Source organism: Bifidobacterium sp. LH_419 (genome assembly GCF_056356955.1).
Genome location: NZ_JBKEVG010000001.1, coordinates 82469 through 104006, shown reverse-complemented (window position 1 = coordinate 104006; position 21538 = coordinate 82469). Strand labels below are relative to the sequence as shown.

At 62.7% G+C, this 21538-nt stretch carries 28 protein-coding genes and 1 pseudogene; 10 read left to right on the top strand and 19 right to left on the bottom strand.

Annotation, left to right across the window (positions count from 1 at the left end):
- Nucleotides 1-27: 27 nt before the first annotated feature.
- From AC1AYX_RS00510 to AC1AYX_RS00460, 11 genes and pseudogenes are all read right to left on the bottom strand, one after another.
- Complete coding sequence (locus tag AC1AYX_RS00510; protein WP_476501662.1) at nt 28-429, bottom strand: SdpI family protein; 402 nt, start codon at nt 427-429, stop codon at nt 28-30.
- A 70-nt stretch (nt 430-499) separates the two neighbouring features.
- The gene (locus tag AC1AYX_RS00505; RefSeq protein WP_476502017.1) at nt 500-1330 is read right to left on the bottom strand and encodes an EamA family transporter; all 831 of its coding nucleotides are present in this window, start codon (nt 1328-1330) and stop codon (nt 500-502) included.
- A 183-nt stretch (nt 1331-1513) separates the two neighbouring features.
- Complete coding sequence (locus AC1AYX_RS00500) at nt 1514-2749, bottom strand: sensor histidine kinase (RefSeq protein ID WP_476501661.1); 1236 nt, start codon at nt 2747-2749, stop codon at nt 1514-1516.
- The gene (locus tag AC1AYX_RS00495) at nt 2728-3444 is read right to left on the bottom strand and encodes a LuxR C-terminal-related transcriptional regulator (RefSeq protein ID WP_476501660.1); all 717 of its coding nucleotides are present in this window, start codon (nt 3442-3444) and stop codon (nt 2728-2730) included. Before AC1AYX_RS00495 ends, AC1AYX_RS00500 begins: the two co-directional genes overlap by 22 nt.
- A 66-nt stretch (nt 3445-3510) precedes the next feature.
- Nucleotides 3511-3792 carry a type II toxin-antitoxin system YafQ family toxin gene (locus tag AC1AYX_RS00490; RefSeq protein WP_476501659.1) on the bottom strand — a complete coding sequence of 94 codons (282 nt, stop codon included), beginning with the start codon at nt 3790-3792 and terminating at the stop codon, nt 3511-3513.
- Nucleotides 3785-4045: a type II toxin-antitoxin system RelB/DinJ family antitoxin gene (locus AC1AYX_RS00485; RefSeq protein WP_476501658.1), complete on the bottom strand. Its 261-nt coding sequence runs from the start codon at nt 4043-4045 to the stop codon at nt 3785-3787. The genes AC1AYX_RS00490 and AC1AYX_RS00485 overlap by 8 nt, the downstream gene beginning before the upstream one ends.
- Before the next feature lie 94 nt (nt 4046-4139).
- A complete protein-coding gene (locus AC1AYX_RS00480) occupies nt 4140-4790 on the bottom strand; it encodes a GNAT family N-acetyltransferase (protein ID WP_476501657.1) in 651 nt (216 codons plus the stop codon).
- Nucleotides 4791-4927: 137 nt separating this feature from the next.
- Nucleotides 4928-5377, bottom strand: a complete 450-nt coding sequence (locus AC1AYX_RS00475) for an ASCH domain-containing protein (RefSeq protein WP_476501656.1) — start codon at nt 5375-5377, stop codon at nt 4928-4930.
- Between the two features lie 3 nt (nt 5378-5380).
- A pseudogene (locus AC1AYX_RS00470) lies at nt 5381-5812 on the bottom strand (pyridoxamine 5'-phosphate oxidase family protein); the annotation flags it as partial.
- Between the two features lie 20 nt (nt 5813-5832).
- The gene (locus AC1AYX_RS00465; RefSeq protein WP_476501655.1) at nt 5833-6762 is read right to left on the bottom strand and encodes a hypothetical protein; all 930 of its coding nucleotides are present in this window, start codon (nt 6760-6762) and stop codon (nt 5833-5835) included.
- 158 nt (nt 6763-6920) lie between these two features.
- Nucleotides 6921-7955, bottom strand: a complete 1035-nt coding sequence (locus AC1AYX_RS00460; protein ID WP_476501654.1) for an ATP-binding cassette domain-containing protein — start codon at nt 7953-7955, stop codon at nt 6921-6923.
- Between the two features lie 370 nt (nt 7956-8325).
- Here AC1AYX_RS00460 and AC1AYX_RS00455 point away from each other — a divergent pair, with 370 nt between their 5' ends.
- The 10 genes from AC1AYX_RS00455 (at nt 8326) to AC1AYX_RS00410 (ending at nt 16209) form a co-directional block, all read left to right on the top strand.
- Nucleotides 8326-8991 carry an ABC transporter ATP-binding protein gene (locus AC1AYX_RS00455; protein WP_476501653.1) on the top strand — a complete coding sequence of 222 codons (666 nt, stop codon included), beginning with the start codon at nt 8326-8328 and terminating at the stop codon, nt 8989-8991.
- Nucleotides 8988-9716 carry a hypothetical protein gene (locus AC1AYX_RS00450; RefSeq protein ID WP_476501652.1) on the top strand — a complete coding sequence of 243 codons (729 nt, stop codon included), beginning with the start codon at nt 8988-8990 and terminating at the stop codon, nt 9714-9716. Before AC1AYX_RS00455 ends, AC1AYX_RS00450 begins: the two co-directional genes overlap by 4 nt.
- The gene (locus AC1AYX_RS00445) at nt 9713-10369 is read left to right on the top strand and encodes a cytochrome C oxidase subunit IV (protein ID WP_476501651.1); all 657 of its coding nucleotides are present in this window, start codon (nt 9713-9715) and stop codon (nt 10367-10369) included. The genes AC1AYX_RS00450 and AC1AYX_RS00445 overlap by 4 nt, the downstream gene beginning before the upstream one ends.
- 5 nt (nt 10370-10374) lie before the next feature.
- Nucleotides 10375-10698 (top strand): nucleotidyltransferase family protein, encoded by a 324-nt coding sequence (locus AC1AYX_RS00440; protein ID WP_476501650.1) that lies wholly within the window; start codon nt 10375-10377, stop codon nt 10696-10698.
- Between the two features lie 37 nt (nt 10699-10735).
- Nucleotides 10736-11047: a HepT-like ribonuclease domain-containing protein gene (locus tag AC1AYX_RS00435; protein ID WP_476501649.1), complete on the top strand. Its 312-nt coding sequence runs from the start codon at nt 10736-10738 to the stop codon at nt 11045-11047.
- 776 nt (nt 11048-11823) lie between these two features.
- The gene (locus tag AC1AYX_RS00430) at nt 11824-12585 is read left to right on the top strand and encodes an ABC transporter ATP-binding protein (protein ID WP_476502016.1); all 762 of its coding nucleotides are present in this window, start codon (nt 11824-11826) and stop codon (nt 12583-12585) included.
- A gap of 13 nt (nt 12586-12598) precedes the next feature.
- Nucleotides 12599-14002 carry an FtsX-like permease family protein gene (locus AC1AYX_RS00425; protein ID WP_476501648.1) on the top strand — a complete coding sequence of 468 codons (1404 nt, stop codon included), beginning with the start codon at nt 12599-12601 and terminating at the stop codon, nt 14000-14002.
- 1 nt (nt 14003) lies between these two features.
- The gene (locus tag AC1AYX_RS00420; RefSeq protein ID WP_476501647.1) at nt 14004-14267 is read left to right on the top strand and encodes a hypothetical protein; all 264 of its coding nucleotides are present in this window, start codon (nt 14004-14006) and stop codon (nt 14265-14267) included.
- Between the two features lie 38 nt (nt 14268-14305).
- Nucleotides 14306-15535: a sensor histidine kinase gene (locus AC1AYX_RS00415; RefSeq protein ID WP_476501646.1), complete on the top strand. Its 1230-nt coding sequence runs from the start codon at nt 14306-14308 to the stop codon at nt 15533-15535.
- A 2-nt stretch (nt 15536-15537) separates the two neighbouring features.
- Nucleotides 15538-16209: a response regulator transcription factor gene (locus tag AC1AYX_RS00410; RefSeq protein WP_476501645.1), complete on the top strand. Its 672-nt coding sequence runs from the start codon at nt 15538-15540 to the stop codon at nt 16207-16209.
- Between the two features lie 47 nt (nt 16210-16256).
- Here AC1AYX_RS00410 and AC1AYX_RS00405 read toward each other — a convergent pair whose 3' ends face one another.
- The 8 genes from AC1AYX_RS00405 to AC1AYX_RS00370 all read right to left on the bottom strand — a co-directional run bounded on the left by AC1AYX_RS00405 (nt 16257) and on the right by AC1AYX_RS00370 (nt 21530).
- Entirely contained in the window at nt 16257-16505 is a 249-nt protein-coding gene (locus AC1AYX_RS00405; RefSeq protein WP_476501644.1) for a hypothetical protein, read from the bottom strand.
- A complete protein-coding gene (locus AC1AYX_RS00400) occupies nt 16502-17452 on the bottom strand; it encodes an ABC transporter ATP-binding protein (protein ID WP_051922874.1) in 951 nt (316 codons plus the stop codon). Before AC1AYX_RS00400 ends, AC1AYX_RS00405 begins: the two co-directional genes overlap by 4 nt.
- Nucleotides 17453-17549: 97 nt before the next feature.
- Nucleotides 17550-17846, bottom strand: a complete 297-nt coding sequence (locus AC1AYX_RS00395) for a helix-turn-helix domain-containing protein (RefSeq protein WP_476501643.1) — start codon at nt 17844-17846, stop codon at nt 17550-17552.
- On the bottom strand, nt 17843-18238 hold the full coding sequence (locus tag AC1AYX_RS00390; RefSeq protein WP_476502015.1) for a response regulator: 396 nt from the start codon (nt 18236-18238) through the stop codon (nt 17843-17845). The genes AC1AYX_RS00395 and AC1AYX_RS00390 overlap by 4 nt, the downstream gene beginning before the upstream one ends.
- Nucleotides 18238-19464: a sensor histidine kinase gene (locus tag AC1AYX_RS00385; RefSeq protein ID WP_476501642.1), complete on the bottom strand. Its 1227-nt coding sequence runs from the start codon at nt 19462-19464 to the stop codon at nt 18238-18240. Before AC1AYX_RS00385 ends, AC1AYX_RS00390 begins: the two co-directional genes overlap by 1 nt.
- A 106-nt stretch (nt 19465-19570) precedes the next feature.
- The gene (locus AC1AYX_RS00380) at nt 19571-20134 is read right to left on the bottom strand and encodes a VapC50 family PIN domain-containing toxin (protein WP_476501641.1); all 564 of its coding nucleotides are present in this window, start codon (nt 20132-20134) and stop codon (nt 19571-19573) included.
- A gap of 20 nt (nt 20135-20154) precedes the next feature.
- The gene (locus AC1AYX_RS00375; RefSeq protein ID WP_476501640.1) at nt 20155-20556 is read right to left on the bottom strand and encodes a helix-turn-helix domain-containing protein; all 402 of its coding nucleotides are present in this window, start codon (nt 20554-20556) and stop codon (nt 20155-20157) included.
- A gap of 293 nt (nt 20557-20849) precedes the next feature.
- Nucleotides 20850-21530 carry a response regulator gene (locus tag AC1AYX_RS00370; protein WP_476502014.1) on the bottom strand — a complete coding sequence of 227 codons (681 nt, stop codon included), beginning with the start codon at nt 21528-21530 and terminating at the stop codon, nt 20850-20852.
- Nucleotides 21531-21538 lie beyond the last annotated feature (8 nt).

The following is a 21538-nucleotide window of genomic DNA, read 5'->3' as shown; positions in this document are numbered from 1 at the left end:
TCCCGCAACAAGGTCTTCGCAGGCCAATCACGGCTCATGGTCCTTCCCTGATTCCGATACACCATCCAGGTAATGGTTTTTGGCATCGAGATTCGCGATGACTCCGCATATGACAAGCCACATGACAAGGATGATGGCAAGGGCGAGGAGTATCCACCACCAAATCATGTCCATGTTATTGATGTCGCGGGTCGCGATGACGCCGACCGCCACTTCCACTGTCATCAGCGCAATCAGAACACCGCATCCGAGAAACACGAACGCGTACTTGCGGTGCACGTATTCCCATGTCTCATCCGAGGCGATCGTCCAACGGGTCTTGATGCCGACCTGATAGTTCCGCTCCAATCGGCCGTCTTTCGCGGACCGGTACGTGGAGAAGCACCACCGGGCCGTCAACAGGAAAATAACAATCAATCCCAGAAGCATGTTCCCAATCCTTTCCTACGTTCACCCGCGAATGATACGCTCTCCCGCACTCACGTCACCGGCGCGACGATCATCGTTCCGTTGAACCGCCGGACGCCCATACGAGCAGGGCGCCGGCGACGGAGACGACGATGACGCCGAGCATGGCTGTGGGCGTGATGGTCTGGCGCAGGATCAGCGCGGCGATGACGACGCTCATGGCCGGGTCGATGGAGAACAACGTGCCGACCACGCGTGCCGACGTGATGCGCCCGGACAGCGTGTCCATCGTGTAGGGAATCGCCACGCCCAGCACTGCCGACGCGACGATGATGCCCCATTGGGAGGGCGTCGCATGCGTGGCGTGGCTGACGGATATCGGCAGGGTGGCGAGCGCGGCGACCGTGACCGACAGGGCGAGCCCGTCCAATCCGGTGCCCGTCTTGCCGACCTTGTCGGCGAACAGCGTATATAGGCCGAAGCAGACGGCCGACCCCAATGCGAACAGGTAGCCGGAAGGGTTGAAGTAGCCGCCCGGTGTGAACGAGATCAAGCCCACGCCCACCAGCGCGACCACCGCGCACAGGCCTTCGCGCCAATGATGGGAGCCGGCGAGGGAGACCACGCAGGGGCCGAGGAATTCCAAGGTGACGGCCACACCCATCGGGATGCGGTCGATGGCCGAGTACAGGCAGATGTTCATCGCCGCCATCGCGAGTCCGTAGGCCGCGATGCCCAGCCATTCGCCTTTCGACCGGCCGGCCAGCTTCGGCCGGATGAGCGCGAGCATGGCGAGCGCGGCGACGAGCATGCGCATCGAACTGACCGGAATCGGCCCGAGGGCATCGAACAACGAGGCCGACAGCGATGATGACATCTGGATGCCCAACGAACCGATCATCACCATGCCCGCCGCGGCCATCACACGACCGCGTTCAGAACGCGATATCCGACGTTTCCCCACTCTCGACTCCCCCGAAGACAGGCATCCCGCCACGCCGGCCACAATCAGCCGTCGGAGCACGGCGAATCATGCCGATATCCTTATCACCCAACGCGTTGCCATGATACGGCCGACGAAGACACGGAAGACATGCCACGTCGACTATGGACGACATGACGGCAGGACGGCGTGCAGGATCCACGTGCCGTCTTCGGCGGAAGTGACGATCGAACCTCCGAGAGCATTGAACCGCGCGCGATGCAGGGCCAGTCCTTTTCCTGAGCGCGGCTTGTCCGGCAACGGCGGATGCCTGGCGATGTCGTTGATCTGATCGGCGGACAGGCCGTCGTCATTGCGGCGCACGACCACCCGGTATGCGCCGGACGGGTCGCCATGCACGGCGATGTTAGTGTACAGCTCGCGAAGCAGACCGATGAGAGCGGTCTCCCGTTCGCGGGTGGCATCGTCCGCATCCGTCGACTCGTCTTCCGGCAGGTCGTCGATCATCGTCGAATCGCCAGTGAAGCCGAGTCGCGCCAGAAGCCGGTCGTTCCGGTCCAACACGTCGCGGACACGTGCGGGGAACGTGGCCGCCGCGGAATCACTGTCGTTGCACTGTCCGGCGCGACCATCATCGTCTTCGACGCCGGTCCCGTCGCCGCCATTCCCGTCGAGCATGTCGATGACCGTGCGCACCTCGCCGAGCGTGCCGATCGTATGCCGGTACAGGTCGTCGAACAGCTCGGCATGCTCGTCGTCCGTCGCACGTGAGCGTTCGTAATCCAATCGCATGGCCATGTACGCGAGATCGTTCGTCACCGCGTCATGGATCCGGCTCGCCGCCCGCTCGTCGCGGCGCATCGCCTCCACCCGGTCGCGTTCCCGCTCGTAACGCAGCCGGTTCTGTTCCGCCTGCACGGCCGTCGCCCGCCATGACATCGCACGGCCGAACGCATACACGACGAAGAACGACACCAGCAATATCGCGTAATCACCGAACGGGATACCGGCGCGCGCCGCGACCATCCAACGCACCGCGGCGATCGACGGCGGCAGCAGCCACCACCATCGCGACCGCCCGTACCGGCCGATCGCCGCCAACGCGACCCACATGCCGTAGAACAGGCTCGCCCCGCCCATATCCGGCAGGAAGGCGCACGCCATATACGTGACGGCGACCGCCATGCTCAATGGCAACGGGCGGAACGGCAACGCCAGCAGACACAGGATGTGCATGACCGTCAGCGTCGTGGTGGCCACGAGCTGCGCGGGATACTCGACCATCTCCAACACCGTCAAGCCGGCGGACAACAGCACGACGCACCACATGACCGGCCCCACGCCGGCGGCGCGGACACGCTCACCCGCGCGGCGGACTAATTCTGCAGCATCAGCCATTCGGCCACCGCCTGCGTCCGATTCCTCGCACCCAGCTTCCTTGCCGCGCGCATCACATACGTCTTCACCGACGACTCCCCCACATGCAGCAGTTCGCCGATCTCGCGCGAGCTCCTGCCCTGCGCGCACAGACGCATGACCTCGCGTTCACGCTCCGTCAACGCCACCACGGCAACGGACGCGGACACGCCTGAGCCCAAACCCGAACCCGCGATGGAACCGCCATCGGCGACGGTCCCATCGCACGCGACGAGCGGCGCATGAGACCGGGCGGCCGCCGGATCGGGCACGTACCGGGTCTGCGGCATACGGCCGTTGGCCAACGCGACCGCCGCATCGCAGATCTCCTTCACCCGCGCCTTGTCCATCACGCATTGCGCGCCCGCGGCCAACGCGTCGGCGGCGTAATGCTCCAGCGAGAACGACGTGATGCCGATCAGCGCGACGTCGGTCGTCTTCTCACGGATTCGCCGACATACCTCGACACCGTCCATCCCCTCCAACGACATGTCCACCAGCAGCACGTCCGGCCGGGAACCGGCGGACAGGCAACGGGCGACGGCGTCCCGGCCACGACGGCACGTCCAGATCACCTTGGCTTCGGGAAGATCCCGTCTGATCAGCAGCGTCATCATCCCGAGCGTCAGCGGATCATTGTCCACCATCGCCAGATCGAACCGTTTCCCGTCGTACATGGTCCACCACACTACAACGCCCGCGTGCCGTTCCGTCACGCCGAAACGGCGCGCGGCAGATTCCCACTAGTACAGCTGGTCATGCGAGCCGGTGCGGGTAAGCACCAGTTGGAGTTCATCACGGTCGATACGGTAGATGAGGAGCCAGTCGCCTTCGATATGAATCTCCCGGTAGCCTTTCCAATTGTTCACCAGCGCATGATCGCGGTACTTGGTCGCGAGCAAATCGCGATCCTCTGCCATCAGAGCCTTAACGGCGGCGCGCATCTTATCAACGTCGTAGTGCTTCTTGATGACCGCCTTGAAATCCTTCTTGAACTGCGTGGTGCGGAAAACAGTTCTAAGCATCCATCAGATCCTTCATCAACGCATCCACGGAGTCGAACGCCGCCCCTTCACGCGCATCGGCTTGACGACGAGCCTCAGCGTTGACCGGATTCTCCCTTGTCGCGCGGAATGGCATTCCGTTATCGGTGATGGATTGCCGAAGGAACATGTTCAATGCAGTGGACAGATCCAACCCCATCGATTCATAAAGGGCCTTCGCCTGCCGCTTGACCTGCGGATCGGTTCTGAAACTGATCGTCGCGGTATCCGTCATCACACACCCCCAATCACAACGTGCCAATGTACTAACATTGTAACACATTCGAATGTCATACGGATGTGACAGACATTGCATCGGTTTCGTCTGCTCATCGAGCATTTCGCGCGCTATTTCGCACACTTTTCCATTCGTCGGCAGTGATGATGCGGTAGACGCCGTCGTACCGGCGGTCGATGAGCGGATAGTAGTCCTGCTTCGATTCGCCGACGACGTGCAGTCCGCACTTGGACATCACGCGGCCGGACTGCGGGTTCTGCGTGTAATGGCCTCCCCATACGGCGTCCACGCGCAACGTGCCGAACGCGTATTCGAGCACCGCGCGCAACGCCTCGGGCATGTATCCCCTGCCCCAGAACGGGCGTCCGATCCAGTAGCCGAGCTCCAGCGCCTCATCGCCCAGGTACCGGCCATAGCGGGCTTCGAGTTCCGGATTGCCTGTGACGACGTCGGCGGTGTAGTGGCTGACAGGTTTGAGCACGATGCTGCCCACCGGCGCATCGGCTTCGGTTTCGTTGTCCGCGGCTTCGCTGTCGTCCTTGATGGTGATGGCCCAGTTGTTCTCGACGGCGAGGATATTCCTGATGTCGTTCATGCTGTCTTCGACGCTGGTGTGCGGCGGCCATCCGCAACGCAGCCCGACCTCCGGGTCCGAGGCGTACCGGAACAGCGAGGCGGCCTCGGCCGCGTCGTCGACCCTCCACGGTCGCAGCGTCAGCCGTTCGGTCTCGATTCTGTCCATGATGCACCTCTCATCACCCATCATATGTATGCGTCCGGCATGAATCCGATACGGGTCCGTCGGACGCGTTCACCCTACCGCACACGCGCGAGTCACGCCGGCATATGCACGCCGCATCGCGCATGAATCGGCGACGATCACCGCAGTCGCTCCGTCACCGTGAAATGCTCCAGCACGACCATGGTGCCGTCGTCCACGACGAAATCCGGGTCGGCGAACCAGCCGCGGTATTCCTCCGAATTCCAGAAGGATTCGTGCGTGCGACGCCATTGCGCGACGGTGACGTCGCCCTCGCCTTCGTCGATGGCCTGCCGGTCGGTGACGCTTCCCAGCGGGACGGTCTCGACCTCCGTGGTCTCCAATACGGCCACGGGACGATCGGCGGAATCCACCAGCGCGGAACGGTCGCCAACGTGCGGCAACGGTTCGTCGTCCTCCGCATAGTCCATCAGCAGCGCGGCCGTGGCGGTCTTCGCCCCGGAGAGAATGAGCGCGACGAGACGGTCGCGCTCCGGGCCGGGAAAGCCGAATTCCGCCTCCGGCAGCCGCGCGATGGATTCGGCATCACTGTGTTCGATCATCGGCATGGTTCAGACCGTAGCATCACCGATGGCGTTGTCACCCGCGGCGTAGTCGGGAGCGACAACGCCATGCCTACCGTGTCCGCTCTGCGCCGCGACGGGTTTGGATCTCACTTTGGCGGTGAAATGCTCCGATTCGATTCTCCATACCGTGACGCTTCTCACCTGCGCGTCGGTGAACTCCACATGCGGCATGTGCGCCTGATGCGCCATCAGCGACCGCAGCCCGTGTCGGCGCGAGTCGAGATCGTCGACGATGGAGGCGACGCCTTCGCCCACGATCGATTTGAACGATTCACCCCAGCCGCACGCCATGCGTCCCGCGACGATCCCGCAGTCCGTGCGCATGGAGAATGCGACCGGCAGACGGTTGCCGGCGGCGCGGATCGCATCGATCTTGCGCCCGCGCACGGCCGAATGCATCCACAGGACGAGACGGCCGCGAATCGCGATTCGCACCCCTATTTCACATCGGCGCGACGCACCACAAGGACACCGATCGCATAGAGGACCACCGCCCAGGCGAGCAGCATCAGACCGGACTGCCACCAGGTCGGGTCGAAGCCGCCCGAGGTCGCGACCGAGGCAACCGTGTCAGCCGCGGATGAACCGCCAGAACCCGAGCCGGCGCCCACGGCCCCACCACCAGTGGCACCCATCAGCGCGACCGTCGCGCCCGTAACATCGACGCCACCGGTCAGGAACGTCGTCGCCGCCTGACTGGGCAGGCACGCCGCGACGGACTTGATCCACGCGAACCGGTCGCCGGCGAGCGAAACCAGAGACAATACCGAAGGCGCGATCATGACGATGCCGATGAGCGCGAACACGCCACCCACCGTGGAACGGCACAACCCGCCCAAGCCCAACGCCATGACGGCCGTGACCGCCAGCACGCACGCGCCGCCAAGCACGGTGACCCACGGCAGCAGACGCTCGGAATCATCCAACGTTCCCACGCCACCGGCCGATGTGGCGAACAGTGCGTACGCGACACCCCACGACAGCAGCAACCCCGCCAGCGCGGACAGGAACGACAACGCCGCGGTCACGGCGGCCTTCGCGTTCATGAACAGCACACGATGCGGATCGGCGACGAACGACATCTGCACGGTGCGGGTCGTGTACTCGCTGGTGACGGTCATGACGCCGAGGATGCCGGTGACGATCATGCAGGTGACGGTGAAGCCGCCCACCGACGACCACATGAGGCTCGCGGGCAATTCCACCGGATGCGCGAGCGCCTTGCCGGTGCCGGGATCCATGCCGGCGATGAGCGTCATCGACCATGCGGACAGCGCGGCGCCGCCCGGCAGCAGCACGAGGTTGAGGACGAGCAGCACGATGGTGGACCGAATGCTCAACGCTTTGACGATTTCGCTGCGGAACACGCCCCATGCGTTGAGGCGTGCACCACCGACTCGCACGCCGCCGGTCCGCGTGGATGCGCGAGCGAGGCGCGCACCGTCCCGTCCCGCCTGTCCGACGGTTCGCCTGTCCGACCGTGTCCCCGGCCGTCCGCGTCCTTTCGACGCGTGCGCTCCCCTGCTCATCGCGTCACCTCCTGCGGACGGTTCGGCATATTCCCTTGCGGACGATTCTCTATGGCGACGTTTCTCCCGTCCGGTACCGTCGACGCGTATTCGACCGCGGTATGCGTCAACGCCATGTACGCCTCCTCGAGCGAGGCGCGCTCCTCGAGGAACTGGTAGATGACGAGTCCGGCGCGTGCGAACACGTCGGCCGTGGCTTTGAGGTCGGCGCCGACGATGCGGAACGCCTGCCCTTCCTCCGGGTCGCCTGCGGCACGCGCCGCAGGCATCACGCTCACACCGGCCGCATGCGCGAAGATGGCGTACAGCTTGGCCGGATCCGGGGTGACGACGCGAATCGAATGCCGCGAATGTTCGGCGACGAACGCGTTCACGGTGGTGGTTTCGAGGATGCGCCCCTGTCCGATGATGACGAGATCGTCGGCCGTGAGGGCCACTTCGCTCATGAGATGGGAGCTGAGCAGCACGGCCCGCCCCTGTGAAGCGTAGTACCGGCACAGTTCGCGCACCCATTTGACGCCTTCGGGATCGAGACCGTTGACGGGTTCATCGAGGACGAGATTGTGAGGGTCGCCGAGGAGCGCCGCCGCGATGGACAGACGCTGACTCATGCCAAGCGAGAACTGCCCGGCGGGACGTTGCCTCACCGCGGCGAGTCCAGTCATGTCGATGATCTCATCGACGCGTTTGCGACCGATGCCGTTGGTGAGAGCGAGCGCACGCAGGTGCGCGTAGGCGGATCGTCCGGGATGGGCCGATTTGGCGTCGAGTACGGCTCCGACGACTCTCATCGGCGCCTCGATGCGTTCGATGGGCCGTCCGTCGATGAGCGCACTGCCTTCGTCGGGGCGAATCAGGCCGAGAGCGGCGCGCATTGTGGTGGATTTTCCGGCTCCATTCGGCCCAAGGAATCCGGTGACTTTGCCGTCTTCGGCGGTGAAGGTGACGTGGTCGATGGCTTTGCGCGCGCCGCCTGCCGCACCACGCCGGGCAGCCGAGCCGGGTACCGTTCCACCGCGCCCTGCCTGCATACCGCGAGCCCCTCCGCCGCGTGCCCCTCCGAATGATTTGGTGAGCCCCTGTATCTCGATCATTGCGCTCCTTCCTTGGATGCCGAGCGGATGATTTCCAGCCTACCGCGGATTGACGCGCCTCGCCGAATCGTCAATCCATGTGTCTCCCACCTCACCGAACCGCATCGCGTTCCCGCTTATCTCCAACGGACACGGAACCTCATCCTCAAGGATGAGATGCGTATTCATCCTTGTGACCGATGGAAATCCCGCGTGGCCGGGAAGACCATGGATGCAAACAGTCGGCAGCGTCGTGTGACGCGCGGCCCGTGGAGACAAGACAGCCTTGGCCTTGACCTCCGGGGACGCTTCTCATGGAAGGTGGATCATGCCAGCTATATCGGCGACGAATCTCTCAATCGGATACAGGAACTCCCCGATCGTCAGCGACATCAACCTGCAATTACGTACGGGCAGGATCATCTGCCTGCTCGGGGCGAACGGCGCGGGCAAGACCACGCTGATGAAGACGCTGCTCGGACGAATCAAGCCCGTGAGCGGGAACGTCACGTACACTGGGACGAATATCAACGAGATGTCCGCGGCGATAGACCACCCCAGTTTCTTCCCCTATCTGAGCGGCAGACGAAACGTCGAGGTGGCCTCCGCGTTCTGGGGTCTGGACGTGAATCCGGAGACGGCGTTGGACGCTGTCGGCATCGACCGCGCGGCGCATGGGCGGAAGGCGAAAGACTATTCGACGGGCATGAAGGAGCGTCTGGAGCTGTGCCTCTCCCTCGTACCGCATCCGAGATTCCTGTTCCTTGACGAGCCGCAGAACGGCTTGGACCCCGATGGCATCGCCTCCTTGTCCGAAACGCTTCGCGCCTATCGGGATAAGGGGAACTGCGTCGTCATCTCAACGCATCTGCTCCATGAGATCCAGGGAGTCCCGGACGAATGCATCATGATCCGACATGGCCGGGCCGTGCAGGTCGCGAATCTGACCGGGGTGAACCTCGCGAATCTGTATTACGGGAGGCATGAGTCGTGAGCGCCATTTCTCCCATTCGCGCGTTGGTCGCCTATTACTGGAATGCATGGTATTTCCTCGCCGCGGCGTTCGGTGTGGTAGCGTCCCTTCTGCTGGGCGCGTGGATCTCAGGCGCGGCGAACGGAACCCCGATAACCGGAGGATATTGCATCTATTTCACCGGCACCCAGCCGCTGATTTGTCTCACGTTGCTCTTCGCATGCGATGACAGGGTCGCGAAAGCGCACCATGGGGGCCTGCCCCGCCACGTGTATTGCGCGTGGACGCCGTGCTCGCTCAGGGCCATGTTCCGGGCTCTGATCCTGACCGCCGTGAACCTGCTGAGCGTCTTGTGCTTCGACGCCATCATGATCCTGACGGGTACCGGAATGCACCCGCATCTGGCCACCGTCCTGTGCTTCGTCGTGCTGCAGAGCCTTGCGACTTCCCTGATCTACTCGATCATCGAGATCATCACCGATCCCAAAATCGCCGGAATCGTCTCGGGCGTCCTTTGCTATGTCTGGGTTCTTCTGCCGGGAGACCTTCCCGATTATGCGACGCCCTACGTCGCGAACGCCCTGCGAACCGTCGGGTTGAACCTGAACGGCACCGTGATGTCGCCGGCGGAAACGGCGAGCCGATCGCCTATCGGCCCCGTGATGGTCGTCGTCCCGATTGTGGCGCTCATGGTCGCCTATGTCCTGTTGAGCTGGTTCCGTTGCAAAGGAGCGGATAAGAAATGAAATCCCTGATCCGTATCGAGCGCGTGTCGCTGATTCGCTGGTCGACGCTCGCCTTCATGGCCGTGCTTTTTCTCCCGCTGCTTTTCTTCCGTTACGGGAACACGGGCGCGGTGGTGCAGTCGGCGATGGTGATGGCGCTTCCCATAGCCACGGCCGGTCTCGTCTTCTCCCATGCGAGGGTGCCCTCTTCGTATCGTTCCTTCAGCATCCACGATCGGCTTCTGCTTCGCTTTACCTTGGAGTCGCTGTCGCTCGGCGTCGTGGTCAACGTCTGCCTGACTTTGCTGTATGGATTCGCCATCGGATTTGCCGTCAATGAGCGGCCTCTCTCACCGCATACCGTTGTGATGCTTGCGTTCGCCGCCGTCGTTCTTTCCCTTGCATGCTTCGCCCTGCGACTCTGGGCCAGTCCCCTCGTCGCCTGGAACGTCGTCGCCTTCTTCATCGTCGCCGGGCTTACGGTGAGCTCCGGCATATTCGAGGACGCGCCGATGCTGTACGCCGTCATACCGACCACATGGGCACTGCAGGGGGCGAGATTCGCCGGTTATGTGATTCCGGTCGGCGTCACCGTCGCCGCGATAAGCGCATGGCTGCTGCTCAAGGCGGTGATACGCGAGGCTCCCAATACGATTAGGAACTATGTATCATAAGGGATATGAGTGTTCTTTCCCTGGGCCAAGTGCGAGACGCCGCACGGAAAACCGCCCCGAACCATGGGGTGGGAGAGATGTATGTCTATGGTTCCGTTGCTCGCGGGGACAACAGCGCTCTTTCCGATGTCGATCTCGTCTATCGGCTGAACGAAGGGCAACGGGCCACGGCGGGAACGATTCTGTCGCTCAAGGATGATTTGGAATCCGCTCTCGGCGCTCCGGTATCACTGCTGTCCATGCGCACATTACTGTTCAACGCGCAGCACACTGCGTCGGGGAAACGATTCTATGACGCCATCAAAAACGATTTGACAAGGATCATGTGAGCATAATCGAGAACGTGATGCGCTCCTGCCGGACGAATTGATCGAGCATCTTGAATATGCGCATGAGGATGTGTCCCGATTCAATCAGGCCGAAGAATTAGCCTTGAGCCGTAGAGACCGCAATTCGGCGGCAAAGGAAATCGAACAGGCGCAGGAATGCGCCGCCCGGCTTTCGGAGTCCGTGCTTGATGCGGTAAAGAACGTTCCATGGAAAGAGCTACGCGGTCTACGCAATGTCATCGTTCATGAATACGGCGAAGTTGACTGGGATGTGTTGTATGACACGGTCATGTTTGATTTTCCGCCAGTCATTGACGCATTGCATGCCTATCGAAAGACTTTGGCTTGAATAAGCATTTTACGTATGCCCATAAGGGAAGACTCACACTCCCCGAAAATGCCGTGCGGCCCAGACGATGAGGCGTACACGGTTGGTTTGGCCGGGGTCCCTGAGAATGGTACCCAAACCCCTCCTGACGTCGAAACCGTCTCGTCCATGGATTCCTCGCCCGTGACTCACGCGATGAACGAGCGAGACTCCTCCAGACGAGCGCATCCTCCCGATTCATAGCAAAGCTCAGCCGACACGCGTCGTACCTCCATCGACGTGCCCGGCCTTCGTGAGTACCTTCTGCCCATCGGTCCGCCGCACACCGGGCACTTCCTCGCTCTCGCCGATTCGTCTCTGCAGATGGAACAAGTCAACCCGAAAAGTCAAGCACCCGGCCGGATCAACACCCGAACCGTTAATCGCACCACGACACGCGAACCCACAGTAAGCCTCACCCCGGATTTAAGACCCACGTTTCTTTACTTAACCCTGAATCATTATCATATTCCATGAAATCCCCCAAAGGGCCTCTCCGGACGGTCTTCGACTGAGCCGTGATGCACTGGGGGTTCTCTTTTTTCGGGAGTGTCATCGGTGGGGTTTGTCACCCTAAGATGACAGATTTTGTTTGTCTCTCGACTTCCGTGTTCTTTTCCATGAAGGTATGAGTCATACGTCGGAAACGACGTGATCAACCTTTATGGAAAGAGGCTGTCGTGGCAATCCAAAATCCGAATACTCCCATTGCAACAAGCCATTGGCAACGAGATGACGGTCTTCGACCGGTCAAGTCGATGCCGGTTCAGGCGCGTGGGCTGGTCAAGCGTGTGGTTTCCGCTGATGGTTCCAGTCCGAGTGTGATTCTCAACGATGTCTCGTTGGATATTCCCGGTGCCGGGTTGACGGCGATCGTCGGGCCTTCGGGAGCGGGCAAGACCTCTCTGTTGTACGTGTTGTCAGGTTTGGACAGGCCCGACTCGGGCCGGGTCGTCATCGGCGGCACCGACATCTACGCGTTGGACGAGGAACGTCGTTCGCGGTTCATCCGCGGGCATATCGGTTTCGTGTTCCAGCAGTACAACCTCGTGCCGTATCTGACGGTCGAGGAGAACGTGATGCTGCCGCTCTCGCTCGCCCATCGCAAGGCCGACTACGTGCATGTCACGCAGCTGCTGTCCCGGTTCGGCCTGCGCCGGAGGGCGAGGACCGTGGTGAGCGCCCTGTCCGGTGGAGAGCAGCAGCGCGTGGCCCTGTGCCGGGCCCTGCTCTTGCGTCCGTCGGTGGTGTTCGCCGACGAGCCCACCGGCGCGCTCGACACCGCGAACAGCGGGCTCGTGCTGCAGGTGCTGCGCGAGCTGGCGGGTTCGGGTTCCAGCGTGGTCATGGTCACACATGACACGGACGCCGCCGCCCTAGCCGATCGCGTGGTCTTCCTGCGCGACGGCGGGATCACCCACGTGGCAGGCAGGCTGACCGCCGGGCAGATCGTCGAGGGCATGCGCCGCACGTTCGAGCCTGCCATGCCGCAGCACGGTCAGGAGGCTCGCCGTGGATAGGTATGTGCTTCGCGTGTTCCGTGACAATCTCGCGGGTTGGGTGCCCACGATCATGGTGGTCGCGGTGGTGACCACGCTGGTGGGCGTGTGCATGAACCAGTTCGTGTGGACCTCGTCGCCGTCATTCGCGTCGGCCGCCCGGCTGGCGGGTTTGGATCCGGCCGAGTTCACCATGGTGTCGGTCACGATCTATGTCGTGGTGGCGTTGCTTGCGTTCTTCTCGCTGACGGTGGTCGGTTCGGCCACGGTTGACCGCATCCGCGGCACGTTCGCGCAATGGCGTCTCATGGGCGCCAGCCCGAGCCAGGTGCGCGCGGGCATGTGGATGCTCGTGGGCGTGGCGAGCCTCACTGGCTCGCTGATCGGCTCGCTGATCGCGATGCCGGCCAGCCTGCTCGCGGTCCCCGAGTTCGACGCGATGGCCGCAGAGAGCTTCGCCGGCGGGCTCGGCTCGTTCGTCCCTCCCGCGTTCACACCGTCCGCGACGGCATGGCTCGGCTCGCTGCTGTTGGGCGTGGCCACGTGCATGCTGGGCGCGTTCGTGCCCTCGATACGCGCGGCGAAGGTCCGTCCCATCGAGGCGATCCGCGGCAAGGACGTACCGGTCGGGCGGCGTGGATGGCGGTATTGGGCGCGTTGGGCGCTCGGATTGACCGTCATGGCGGTGGCATTGGTATTGGCGTTCTCCGGCATGGGCATGCCGCGCGCCCAAGCGTTCGGCCAGGAGGCCGGCCAGACGTTCAACGGCGCATTATGGGCCGGGATCATCGCGTCGTTCGGCATGTACGTCCTCGCCGGCGTGCTGGTCCCGATCCTGCTGGACGCGGGACGCGTCATATGCCGCCTGTGCGGGTCGGCGACCGGCGTGCTCGCGGCCCGCGCCGCCAAGGCGAAGACCGTGTCCAGCATGAACACCATCGCCCCGCTCGCACTGGCCCTGGGATTGTCCGCGACCCTGCTGACCTGCGCGCGGTCCTACGGGCGGATACTGGCCCTGGGCGGCCATCCGACGAGCCTGAACTACACGGACTCGCTGCTGATGATCGCGATGCTGTGCATCGTGTCCCTGACCACGAGCCTGGCCGTCATCACGTTGTCGAACCGTGGCATGGTTGCCGACCAGGCGCTGCTGCGCAGCATCGGCATGTCGCCGCGCCGGGTGACGCGCATGATCCTGTGGCAGAGCCTGCAACTGGCCGCCGGCGCGGTCGTCCTCGCGCTCATCCCGGTGGTCGTCAGCTCGCTCGTGCTCGCCACACGCTCCATCACGCTCGTCGGCGTTCCGGTGGCCGAGATCCCGTGGGTCGGTGTGATCGGCGCGGGAGCGGCCTGCTGGCTGGCGTTGTTCCTCATCCAGTACATGCAGATTCGCCCCGCGCTGCGTCGTAGCGTGGCAGACGCGATCAGGAGCCGTTGACATGCAATCACACCAACACAACGATTCGGTTATCGGCTTCCTGCTGCTCGGCCTGTTCCTGTCTCTGCCCGGCGTGCTGATTGCGTGGATCATCGGCCGCGACGGGCACGGATGGGAGCATGGCGGCCGTGTCGTCGCATGGATCGGGGCGCTGTTCTCGCCGTTCGTATGGCTGGCCATCATCATCGTATTCACTGTGTTGTTCACCGGTTCGGTCACGATGCTCGGCTGCCTGATGCCCGGCGCGGACTGTCTCGCCCAGTGAACATGCCGATGACCCGACGAGGTGGCACAGTGGATCATATGGAACGGCAAACGGTGAATGTCGGCAGGGTCACTGCCATAGCCATGCCATTATGTGTGCTCGCGGTCGAGGGCGCGATGCTCACGTGGGAGCGCATGATCGGCGCCCCGTTGGACCCGATGTACACGCTCGCCAAGCAGACCGGCGGATTCGTGATGCTGTTGCTAGCCCTGTGCCTGTCATGTCTGACATTGGTGTTCCGCTACCGTGCCCCGTCCGCCACGTTGGCGTCGCAGCTCATCCTGACCTTGACGCTGTCCTTCTGGCATGCGGACTCGATCCTGCTGGTCCAGCTGGTCGTGGCATTCTACGCGTTCATGCGCACGGCCGGGGAACGCCGCATGTACATCGGGTCCCTCGCGACGACGTTGGCCGTGACCTTGGCGACGTTCATGTCATGGCCCGCCAGCCGGTTCCTCGGCGAATGGCCCGGCCGCATCCTCCTGCTCGCCCTCGCCGGCGCGATCGCCCTGGCGCGCCGCGGCATGGCCCAAGCCAGGAACGCCACGGCCGCCGCCGGCTTGGAACATCGGCGCGCGCAGACCGCCATCAAGCAGCGTGACGCCGCGGTGCATCGTTCGCGCATCGCCGGCCAGCTGCACGACAGCGTGGGGCACGGGTTGACCGCGATCATCGCTTTATCCGAAGGATTGACCGGCAAGACCGGCGACCCGCGCGTGGAGGAGGCTCTGAAAGGCATCAACGAGATCGCACGGGAAAGCCTGGAGGACACACGCAAGGCCGTGCGCGCACTGACCGAAACCGACACGACCGCCGAAAACGAGGATTCCTCCGAACCGGGCTCCCGGAGCATGCGTTCGTGGGACGACATCCGCCCGATCCTCGCACACGCCCGCACGCTCGGCATCATTACCGTATTCACCGAAACCGGCATCCGCGCCGACGACGGATCGCAGGCGAATCTCTGTTTCGACGTGACCCGAGAGGCCATCACCAACGCCATCCGACATGGCAGGCACGTCACGCATCTCAACGTCTCATGGAACCACCAGCCTCGGAATGGGGTCACCGTCACCGTCAGCAACGACGGAGCCGACGGCGCGACGCCAACCGCCACGTCCGATAACGGCACCGGACTGGCCAGACTGTCACGGCGTGTGCAAGACACCGGCGGTGTATTCGCCTATGGGCCAATAGATGGCACCGACTGGCAGGTCAAAGCGGTCATTCCCCCGACCGGGGAACGGCAGACTGAAAGGCAGATCTGACCATGATCCGTGTGATGCTCGTGGACGACCAGAGACTGGCACGACTCGGCTTCCAGCTCATGCTCGACGACGTGACCGGCATCACCGTCATCAAGTCGGCGGAGAACGGGCAAGCCGCCATCGACACGCTCAACCAGTTGGATGCCGATCACCGGCCATTGCCCGACGTGATTCTCATGGACGTGCGCATGCCCGGCATGGACGGCATCGAAGCAACCCGACACATCACCAAGCACTGGCCCACCATCAGAATCCTCATCCTCACCACCTACGACGAAGACGACTATGCTTTCGGCGGACTCGACGCAGGAGCCAGCGGATTCCTACTGAAGGACGTCACCAAACGCGCACTGGTGGAAGCGATTCGCTCCATCGCCAGCGGCGATGCGATCCTCACCCCACGTATCACCAGACAGGTGCTGGAACGAGGCCTCCCCCATCCCACGGGAGACCGACGGCAACAGGAATTGCGCGCGTCATTCGACATGCTCACCCCGCGTCAACGTGAGATTTGCTCACTCATTGCCGAAGGACTCAGCAATGAGGAGATCGCCGGAAGACTCGTCATCGAATCCAATTCGGTCAAACGCGCAGTCAGCCGCATCCTTACGACCCTCGGGCTCAGGGATCGCACTCAGATTGCCGTCAGCTGGTACAAGGCCGGAGGGTTGTAGTTTTTTCGTCACCGTAAATCCTGAGGTAAAGGCGAAGGCCCATGCCGTTAGACATAGATGTCTCGTTTCTCCAGTATGAGGGAGGCGATGGCGATGATGATGAGGGTCAGGCCGATGGATGTGCCGATGCTGATGCACATGGTGGCGGGCGTGACGGGATCGACCGGGAACGAGGTGCCGATGCGGCTGGCGGCGGAGCCCATCATGATGGCCCGGCGCAGCATGCCTTCGTTCCTGGACTGCGGGGCCGCGGTGTCGGCATCGGGCGTGGCCGCACCCGGGGTTGCGTGTCTCATAGGCTTCCCGCTCCCGTCAAACGCATGAAGATGTCCTCCAGGCTTTGTTCGCGGCGGCGCACCATGAAGATGCGTAGGCCCTGGCTCACGAACCATGCGATGATATCGGCAGTCGTGTCGTGAGAGCCGACGCCCGGTACGGCCAGTGCCCGGTCTTCGAGGGCGAGTCCGGTGTAGCCGCGTGATTCCAGCAGGGCCTTCGCCTTCGCCGGGTCGTCGGTTTCGACGAGCAGGTCGGGTGTGGCCTTGGAGAACAGTTGGGAGCGCGTGCCTTGGAACAGGAGACGCCCTCGTGACAGGATGCCGAGTGTGTCGCAGGTCCTGTCGATCTCGCCGAGCAGGTGGCTTGATACGATCACCGTGACGCCCTGATCGCGCAGGCGGGCGAGCAGTTCACGGATCTCCTCGATGCCTGCCGGATCCAGCCCGTTGGTCGGCTCGTCCAGTATCAGCAGTTGCGGCGAGCGTGCGAGTGCCATGGCGATGCCGAGGCGTTGCTTCATGCCCAGCGAGTAGTTGCGTACGAGCTTGTCCATCTGGCTTTCCATGCGCACCGCGTGCACGGCCGCGTCGATCTGACGGTCGCTCAGCGAGAGCAGGCGTTGGACGATGCGCATGTTCTCCTCGCCGGTCAGGTGCCCGTATCCGGGAGGCGATTCAATCAGCGAGCCGATATGCGTCAACTGCTCGCCCCGGGTCCTGCGGTTCATGGGCCGCCTGTCGATGATGATGTCGCCTCCGGTGGGTTGGACCAAGGACAGGAGCATCTTCATCGTGGTGGATTTGCCCGAACCGTTCGGGCCGAGGAACCCGTACACACTGCCGCGCGGCACGAGCAGGTTCAGATCGTCGACGACCGTGCGATCGCCGTAGCGCTTCGTCAGATGATGGGTGGACACCATCGCGTCGGATGGATACCCTTGCCGGGATTGTCGTTGGTTGCTCATGGCATCCATGATTCCCGGGATCCGCCGCCCCCGCCATTGGCCGGATGGACTATTCGCGTCCGGTGCCGCTAGTCGTTTCGGACTAGTCGAGTCGCCATCACCGGTCGTCGGCGGAGACAAGGCCGATGCGGTAGGCCAACACCGCGGCCTGGACACGGTTGCATGAGCCGGTCTTGTCCAGCACATGCCGCACATGCACGCGCACCGTGTTCTCGGCGATACGCAGACGGTCGGCGATCTGCCCGTTCGACAATCCCAAGCCGATCAGACGAAACACCTCCGCCTCCCGGTCGGTCAGGTCGAACGCCGCCACCGCACCCGTGACGTCCCTGTTGCCGGCATTGTCCTTCGTGCTCCCGTTCGAAAGGAAATGCCCCAGCAGACGCGCGGTCATGCGTGGGGAACGACCGCGTCACCGGCCTCGACGTGCCGTATCGCCGAGACGAGCTCGTCCAATGGTGCGTCCTTGAGCAGGAATCCCGATGCCCCGGCCTCCAGCGCGTCGATCACATACTCGTCCAACGCGAACGTGGTCAGCATCAGCACACGAGGCGCGTCGTCCTTGAATTCCGCGCGGATTCGCCGGGTCGCCTCCACACCGTCCATCACGGGCATGCGCACGTCCATCAACACCACATCCACCGGCATGGATCCCAGAAACGCCAACGCCGCACCGCCGTCCTCGGACTCACCGGCCACGTCAATGCCATCGACGGTCTCCAACAGCAGCTGCAATCCCATGCGGAACATCGGCTGGTCATCAACAATCAATACGCGAATCGCCATCACTTCATCTCCCCGTCATGCGCATCGTCGAACGGCAGCACGGCGACCACCTCGAACCCGCCCCGAGGGCCCGGTCCGAACCGCAGCGTGCCGTCATAGGCATCAACCCGTTCCCGCATGCCGATCAGACCTCGACCGCCATCGGTGAAACCGCCGTCATGATGCGACTTCGGCCCGGCGCCGTCGTCATCCACATGGATGGTCAGGGCATCCCCGCCGTAATCCGACGTCACCTCGATGCGGGTCAACGACGGGCCGCCATGCTTGACCGCGTTCGTCAACGACTCCTGCACGATGCGATACGCCGCGGCATCCAATCCGGTAGGCAGAGTGCGACGTTCGCCGCGCACCGTCAATTCCACATCGACGCCACCCGCGCGGGTCCGGGCGACGAGAGCATCCAGATTCACAAGACTCGGCTGAGTCGAATCGTCGGCACTCGTATCGTCGTCGCGCAGCACGGTCAGCACCCGGCGAATGTCGGCCGTGGCCGCCCGCCCCGTACCGCTCACCATGCTCATCACCTTCCCGGCCTTCGCAGGGTCCGAATCGACCAGACGACCTGCGGCTTCCGCCATCACCGTCATCGACACCAACGAATGCGAGACCGCATCATGAATCTCACGTGCAATGCGCGTACGCTCTCCGATGACAGCCAGCCGCACACGCATATCCCGCTCACGTTCCAACCGCCGATTGCGTTCGCGCAAGGAACCGACCAGCAGACCCCAACCCCACACCCAGCCGACCAGGATCACCGCCAGCATCACCGCATCGCGTGACACCCAGCCGGCACGCACCTGCCACGCCGCCACGACCCCCACGAAGCCAAGCGCCAGCAACGCGGCGATCAACGCCTGCAGCCAGCGACTACGACTCGCCACGTTATACACGCCGAACACCACCATCACCGATGACGGCAACGGCGTCACCACACCATCGAACATATTGAAGGGCACATCCGAACCGGGAACCGGAAGCGAAACAAACAGCACTTGAACGATAGCGAATCCCAACGAGACCAAAAACGACCCCAGCGGGAAACGCCGTCTCGCCAACCACGGTGCGCACATCCCAACCGCGCACACCAACCCGACAACACCCTTCAACGGAACACCAAAAGAAAACCACGGCAACACGAACGGCAAATCACACAACAGCATAACGCCCGTCACGAGCGCATCGAGCCAGAGAGCATGGAAAGTCTTGGTCGAAACACTGTTCATCGGATTTGTCTTCAAGTCCACGGACAACACGGTAGATGCACAACAATACAATCCCATTCATGGCGGAACGAAGCGTTGGCATGTGACATAGAAGTCGAATCCTGAATTAAGCGGGTTGCCCACTCATCAACCTGCGCATGATACGGGCGAATCCCGGCATGCCGGAATGTTCGAGCCGTTCCAGTTCTTCCTGCATGGTGCGCGGCGGATGCTTTTTCGATGCGACCAGTTCGGTCATGGCCTTGACCGCGCGTTCGGGATACGCCTCGGCGACGCCGATCAGAAACTCGTCGGGGTGGCGGGCGGATAATCCGATCTTGGCGAGTTGGTTCGCGGGGAAGTCCTTCAGATTGAAGGTGACAATCACGTCCGCATCGCCGTTATAGGCGGCGGCCGCCACATGCCGATCATCAGCGTCCGGCAACACGACCTCACCGGTCAGTTCCGGAATGGGAGAGACAAGATAATACGGCTTGACATTGCGGATGGCGGACAGATAGCGGTCGACCCAAGCAGAATCTTTGCCGAGGTCGTCGACGAACGCCCGGCGGGCTTCTTCAAGCACGTCGTCGGAGTATTCGGGGTCGAACAAGTGATGGTCGGCAAACGTGAGCAGCACATCCGTCAGCCAGGTGTGCGGGAAGATGTTCGCATCGAGAAAAGCGACCACCAACTCAAATCCCTCTCGTTTCAGCTGTAACGAGCCAGATAGGCCGAGTAGTCGATGTCGTCCAATCCACCTTGGCTAGCGGCCTCGCGCATGGTCTCCAATGCCTCATGGCCGTGGGATCCCGACTTGTCGTGGTAGGCGACGACCTGCGCTCGGGAAACCATACGGTTGCCTTTCGCGCCGTAGCGCACGAACGGAATCTCTCCAGCGTCAAGTATGCGAGCGACGGTCTTCGCCGATACGCCGAGAATCTGAGCGGCCTCACCGGTGGTGATCATCTCGGCAGAATCGCCGTGCACGATGGCCGCGAACGCGCGACGCAGCTCCTCCGCATCCAACGGGTATGCCTTGCCGTCGCCCGTAGTGATGTATGCGGATCCTTTGCCGATCTGGGAAATGGGGATTGCCTCGAATGTGGTCATGGCGAGTCCTTTCCTGAAGCCTTACACTCAGCCTACTCCAGATCAGACATTTCGGCAATATCGGACATATCAGACACCGCAGTCGACATGCGAAAACAACGATGAGATTCCACTATCAGTACGAGGAAGAGCAGAGAAAAAGCAACCAATACAGTGAACAAGCGAACCCAACCCTGAACCTCCGCCGCATTGACTATCGGACTATGGCTTACTATCATGCATCACGAATTCCCCCAATGGGCCTCTCCGGACGGTCTTCGACTCAGCCGTGATGCACTGGGGGTTCTCTTTTTTCACATTCCACGAAGGTGCCGCGCAGCCCAGACGATGAGGCGGACGCGGTTGGTTTGGCCGGTTTTCCTGAGGATGCTGCCGATGTGGGTTTTGACGGTGGATACGCTGATGCCCAGGCTCGCGGCGATCTGCTCGTTGGAGTCGCCTTGGACGATGCGGGCGAGGATGTCATGTTCCCGGCTGGTGAAATCGGGAAGATCGTCGTCGTTCCTTCCGACTGGCGTCTCACCGTTGTCTGCGAATGTCGTCATCGCCGACTGCGTCTGGACGGAACCGGTGGCGAGCCGTTGGCTGAGACGGTTCATGGTGGCGGTGTCCATGACGGTGTTGCCCGAGGCGGCGGCACGTATGGCGTCTATGAACTGTTCCGAACTGCTGTTTTTGAGGAGGAATCCGCTGGCTCCGGCATCGAGCATGCCGATGGCGTAGGCGTCGGTGTCGTATGAAGTCAGGCCGATGACGCGCGTTTCCGGCAGATCGTGAATGATGATGCGTGCAGCTTGGATGCCGTCAAGTCCGGGCATGCGCACGTCCATGAGGATCACGTCCGGTTTGGATTGGCGGGCCGTGCGTATCGCGGTTTCGCCGTCCGCGGCCGTGGCGATGACGGTCATGTCGGGCTGTGCGTCGATGATGCGCGTGAACCCGCTGAGTATCAGCGACTGGTTGTCGACCAGCATCACGCGAA

Coding starts and splice junctions, on each gene's coding strand:
- AC1AYX_RS00510 (WP_476501662.1), bottom strand. CDS start 429: ATGCTTCTGGGATTGATTGTTATTTTCCTGTTGACGGCCCGGTGGTGC.
- AC1AYX_RS00505 (WP_476502017.1), bottom strand. CDS start 1,330: ATGGCCGCGGCGGGCATGGTGATGATCGGTTCGTTGGGCATCCAGATG.
- AC1AYX_RS00500 (WP_476501661.1), bottom strand. CDS start 2,749: ATGGCTGATGCTGCAGAATTAGTCCGCCGCGCGGGTGAGCGTGTCCGC.
- AC1AYX_RS00495 (WP_476501660.1), bottom strand. CDS start 3,444: ATGTACGACGGGAAACGGTTCGATCTGGCGATGGTGGACAATGATCCG.
- AC1AYX_RS00490 (WP_476501659.1), bottom strand. CDS start 3,792: ATGCTTAGAACTGTTTTCCGCACCACGCAGTTCAAGAAGGATTTCAAG.
- AC1AYX_RS00485 (WP_476501658.1), bottom strand. CDS start 4,045: ATGACGGATACCGCGACGATCAGTTTCAGAACCGATCCGCAGGTCAAG.
- AC1AYX_RS00480 (WP_476501657.1), bottom strand. CDS start 4,790: ATGGACAGAATCGAGACCGAACGGCTGACGCTGCGACCGTGGAGGGTC.
- AC1AYX_RS00475 (WP_476501656.1), bottom strand. CDS start 5,377: ATGCCGATGATCGAACACAGTGATGCCGAATCCATCGCGCGGCTGCCG.
- AC1AYX_RS00460 (WP_476501654.1), bottom strand. CDS start 7,955: ATGCAGGCAGGGCGCGGTGGAACGGTACCCGGCTCGGCTGCCCGGCGT.
- AC1AYX_RS00455 (WP_476501653.1), top strand. CDS start 8,326: ATGCCAGCTATATCGGCGACGAATCTCTCAATCGGATACAGGAACTCC.
- AC1AYX_RS00445 (WP_476501651.1), top strand. CDS start 9,713: ATGAAATCCCTGATCCGTATCGAGCGCGTGTCGCTGATTCGCTGGTCG.
- AC1AYX_RS00440 (WP_476501650.1), top strand. CDS start 10,375: ATGAGTGTTCTTTCCCTGGGCCAAGTGCGAGACGCCGCACGGAAAACC.
- AC1AYX_RS00430 (WP_476502016.1), top strand. CDS start 11,824: ATGCCGGTTCAGGCGCGTGGGCTGGTCAAGCGTGTGGTTTCCGCTGAT.
- AC1AYX_RS00420 (WP_476501647.1), top strand. CDS start 14,004: ATGCAATCACACCAACACAACGATTCGGTTATCGGCTTCCTGCTGCTC.
- AC1AYX_RS00415 (WP_476501646.1), top strand. CDS start 14,306: ATGGAACGGCAAACGGTGAATGTCGGCAGGGTCACTGCCATAGCCATG.
- AC1AYX_RS00410 (WP_476501645.1), top strand. CDS start 15,538: ATGATCCGTGTGATGCTCGTGGACGACCAGAGACTGGCACGACTCGGC.
- AC1AYX_RS00405 (WP_476501644.1), bottom strand. CDS start 16,505: ATGAGACACGCAACCCCGGGTGCGGCCACGCCCGATGCCGACACCGCG.
- AC1AYX_RS00400 (WP_051922874.1), bottom strand. CDS start 17,452: ATGAGCAACCAACGACAATCCCGGCAAGGGTATCCATCCGACGCGATG.
- AC1AYX_RS00395 (WP_476501643.1), bottom strand. CDS start 17,846: ATGACCGCGCGTCTGCTGGGGCATTTCCTTTCGAACGGGAGCACGAAG.
- AC1AYX_RS00390 (WP_476502015.1), bottom strand. CDS start 18,238: ATGGCGATTCGCGTATTGATTGTTGATGACCAGCCGATGTTCCGCATG.
- AC1AYX_RS00385 (WP_476501642.1), bottom strand. CDS start 19,464: ATGAACAGTGTTTCGACCAAGACTTTCCATGCTCTCTGGCTCGATGCG.
- AC1AYX_RS00375 (WP_476501640.1), bottom strand. CDS start 20,556: ATGACCACATTCGAGGCAATCCCCATTTCCCAGATCGGCAAAGGATCC.
- AC1AYX_RS00370 (WP_476502014.1), bottom strand. CDS start 21,530: ATGCTGGTCGACAACCAGTCGCTGATACTCAGCGGGTTCACGCGCATC.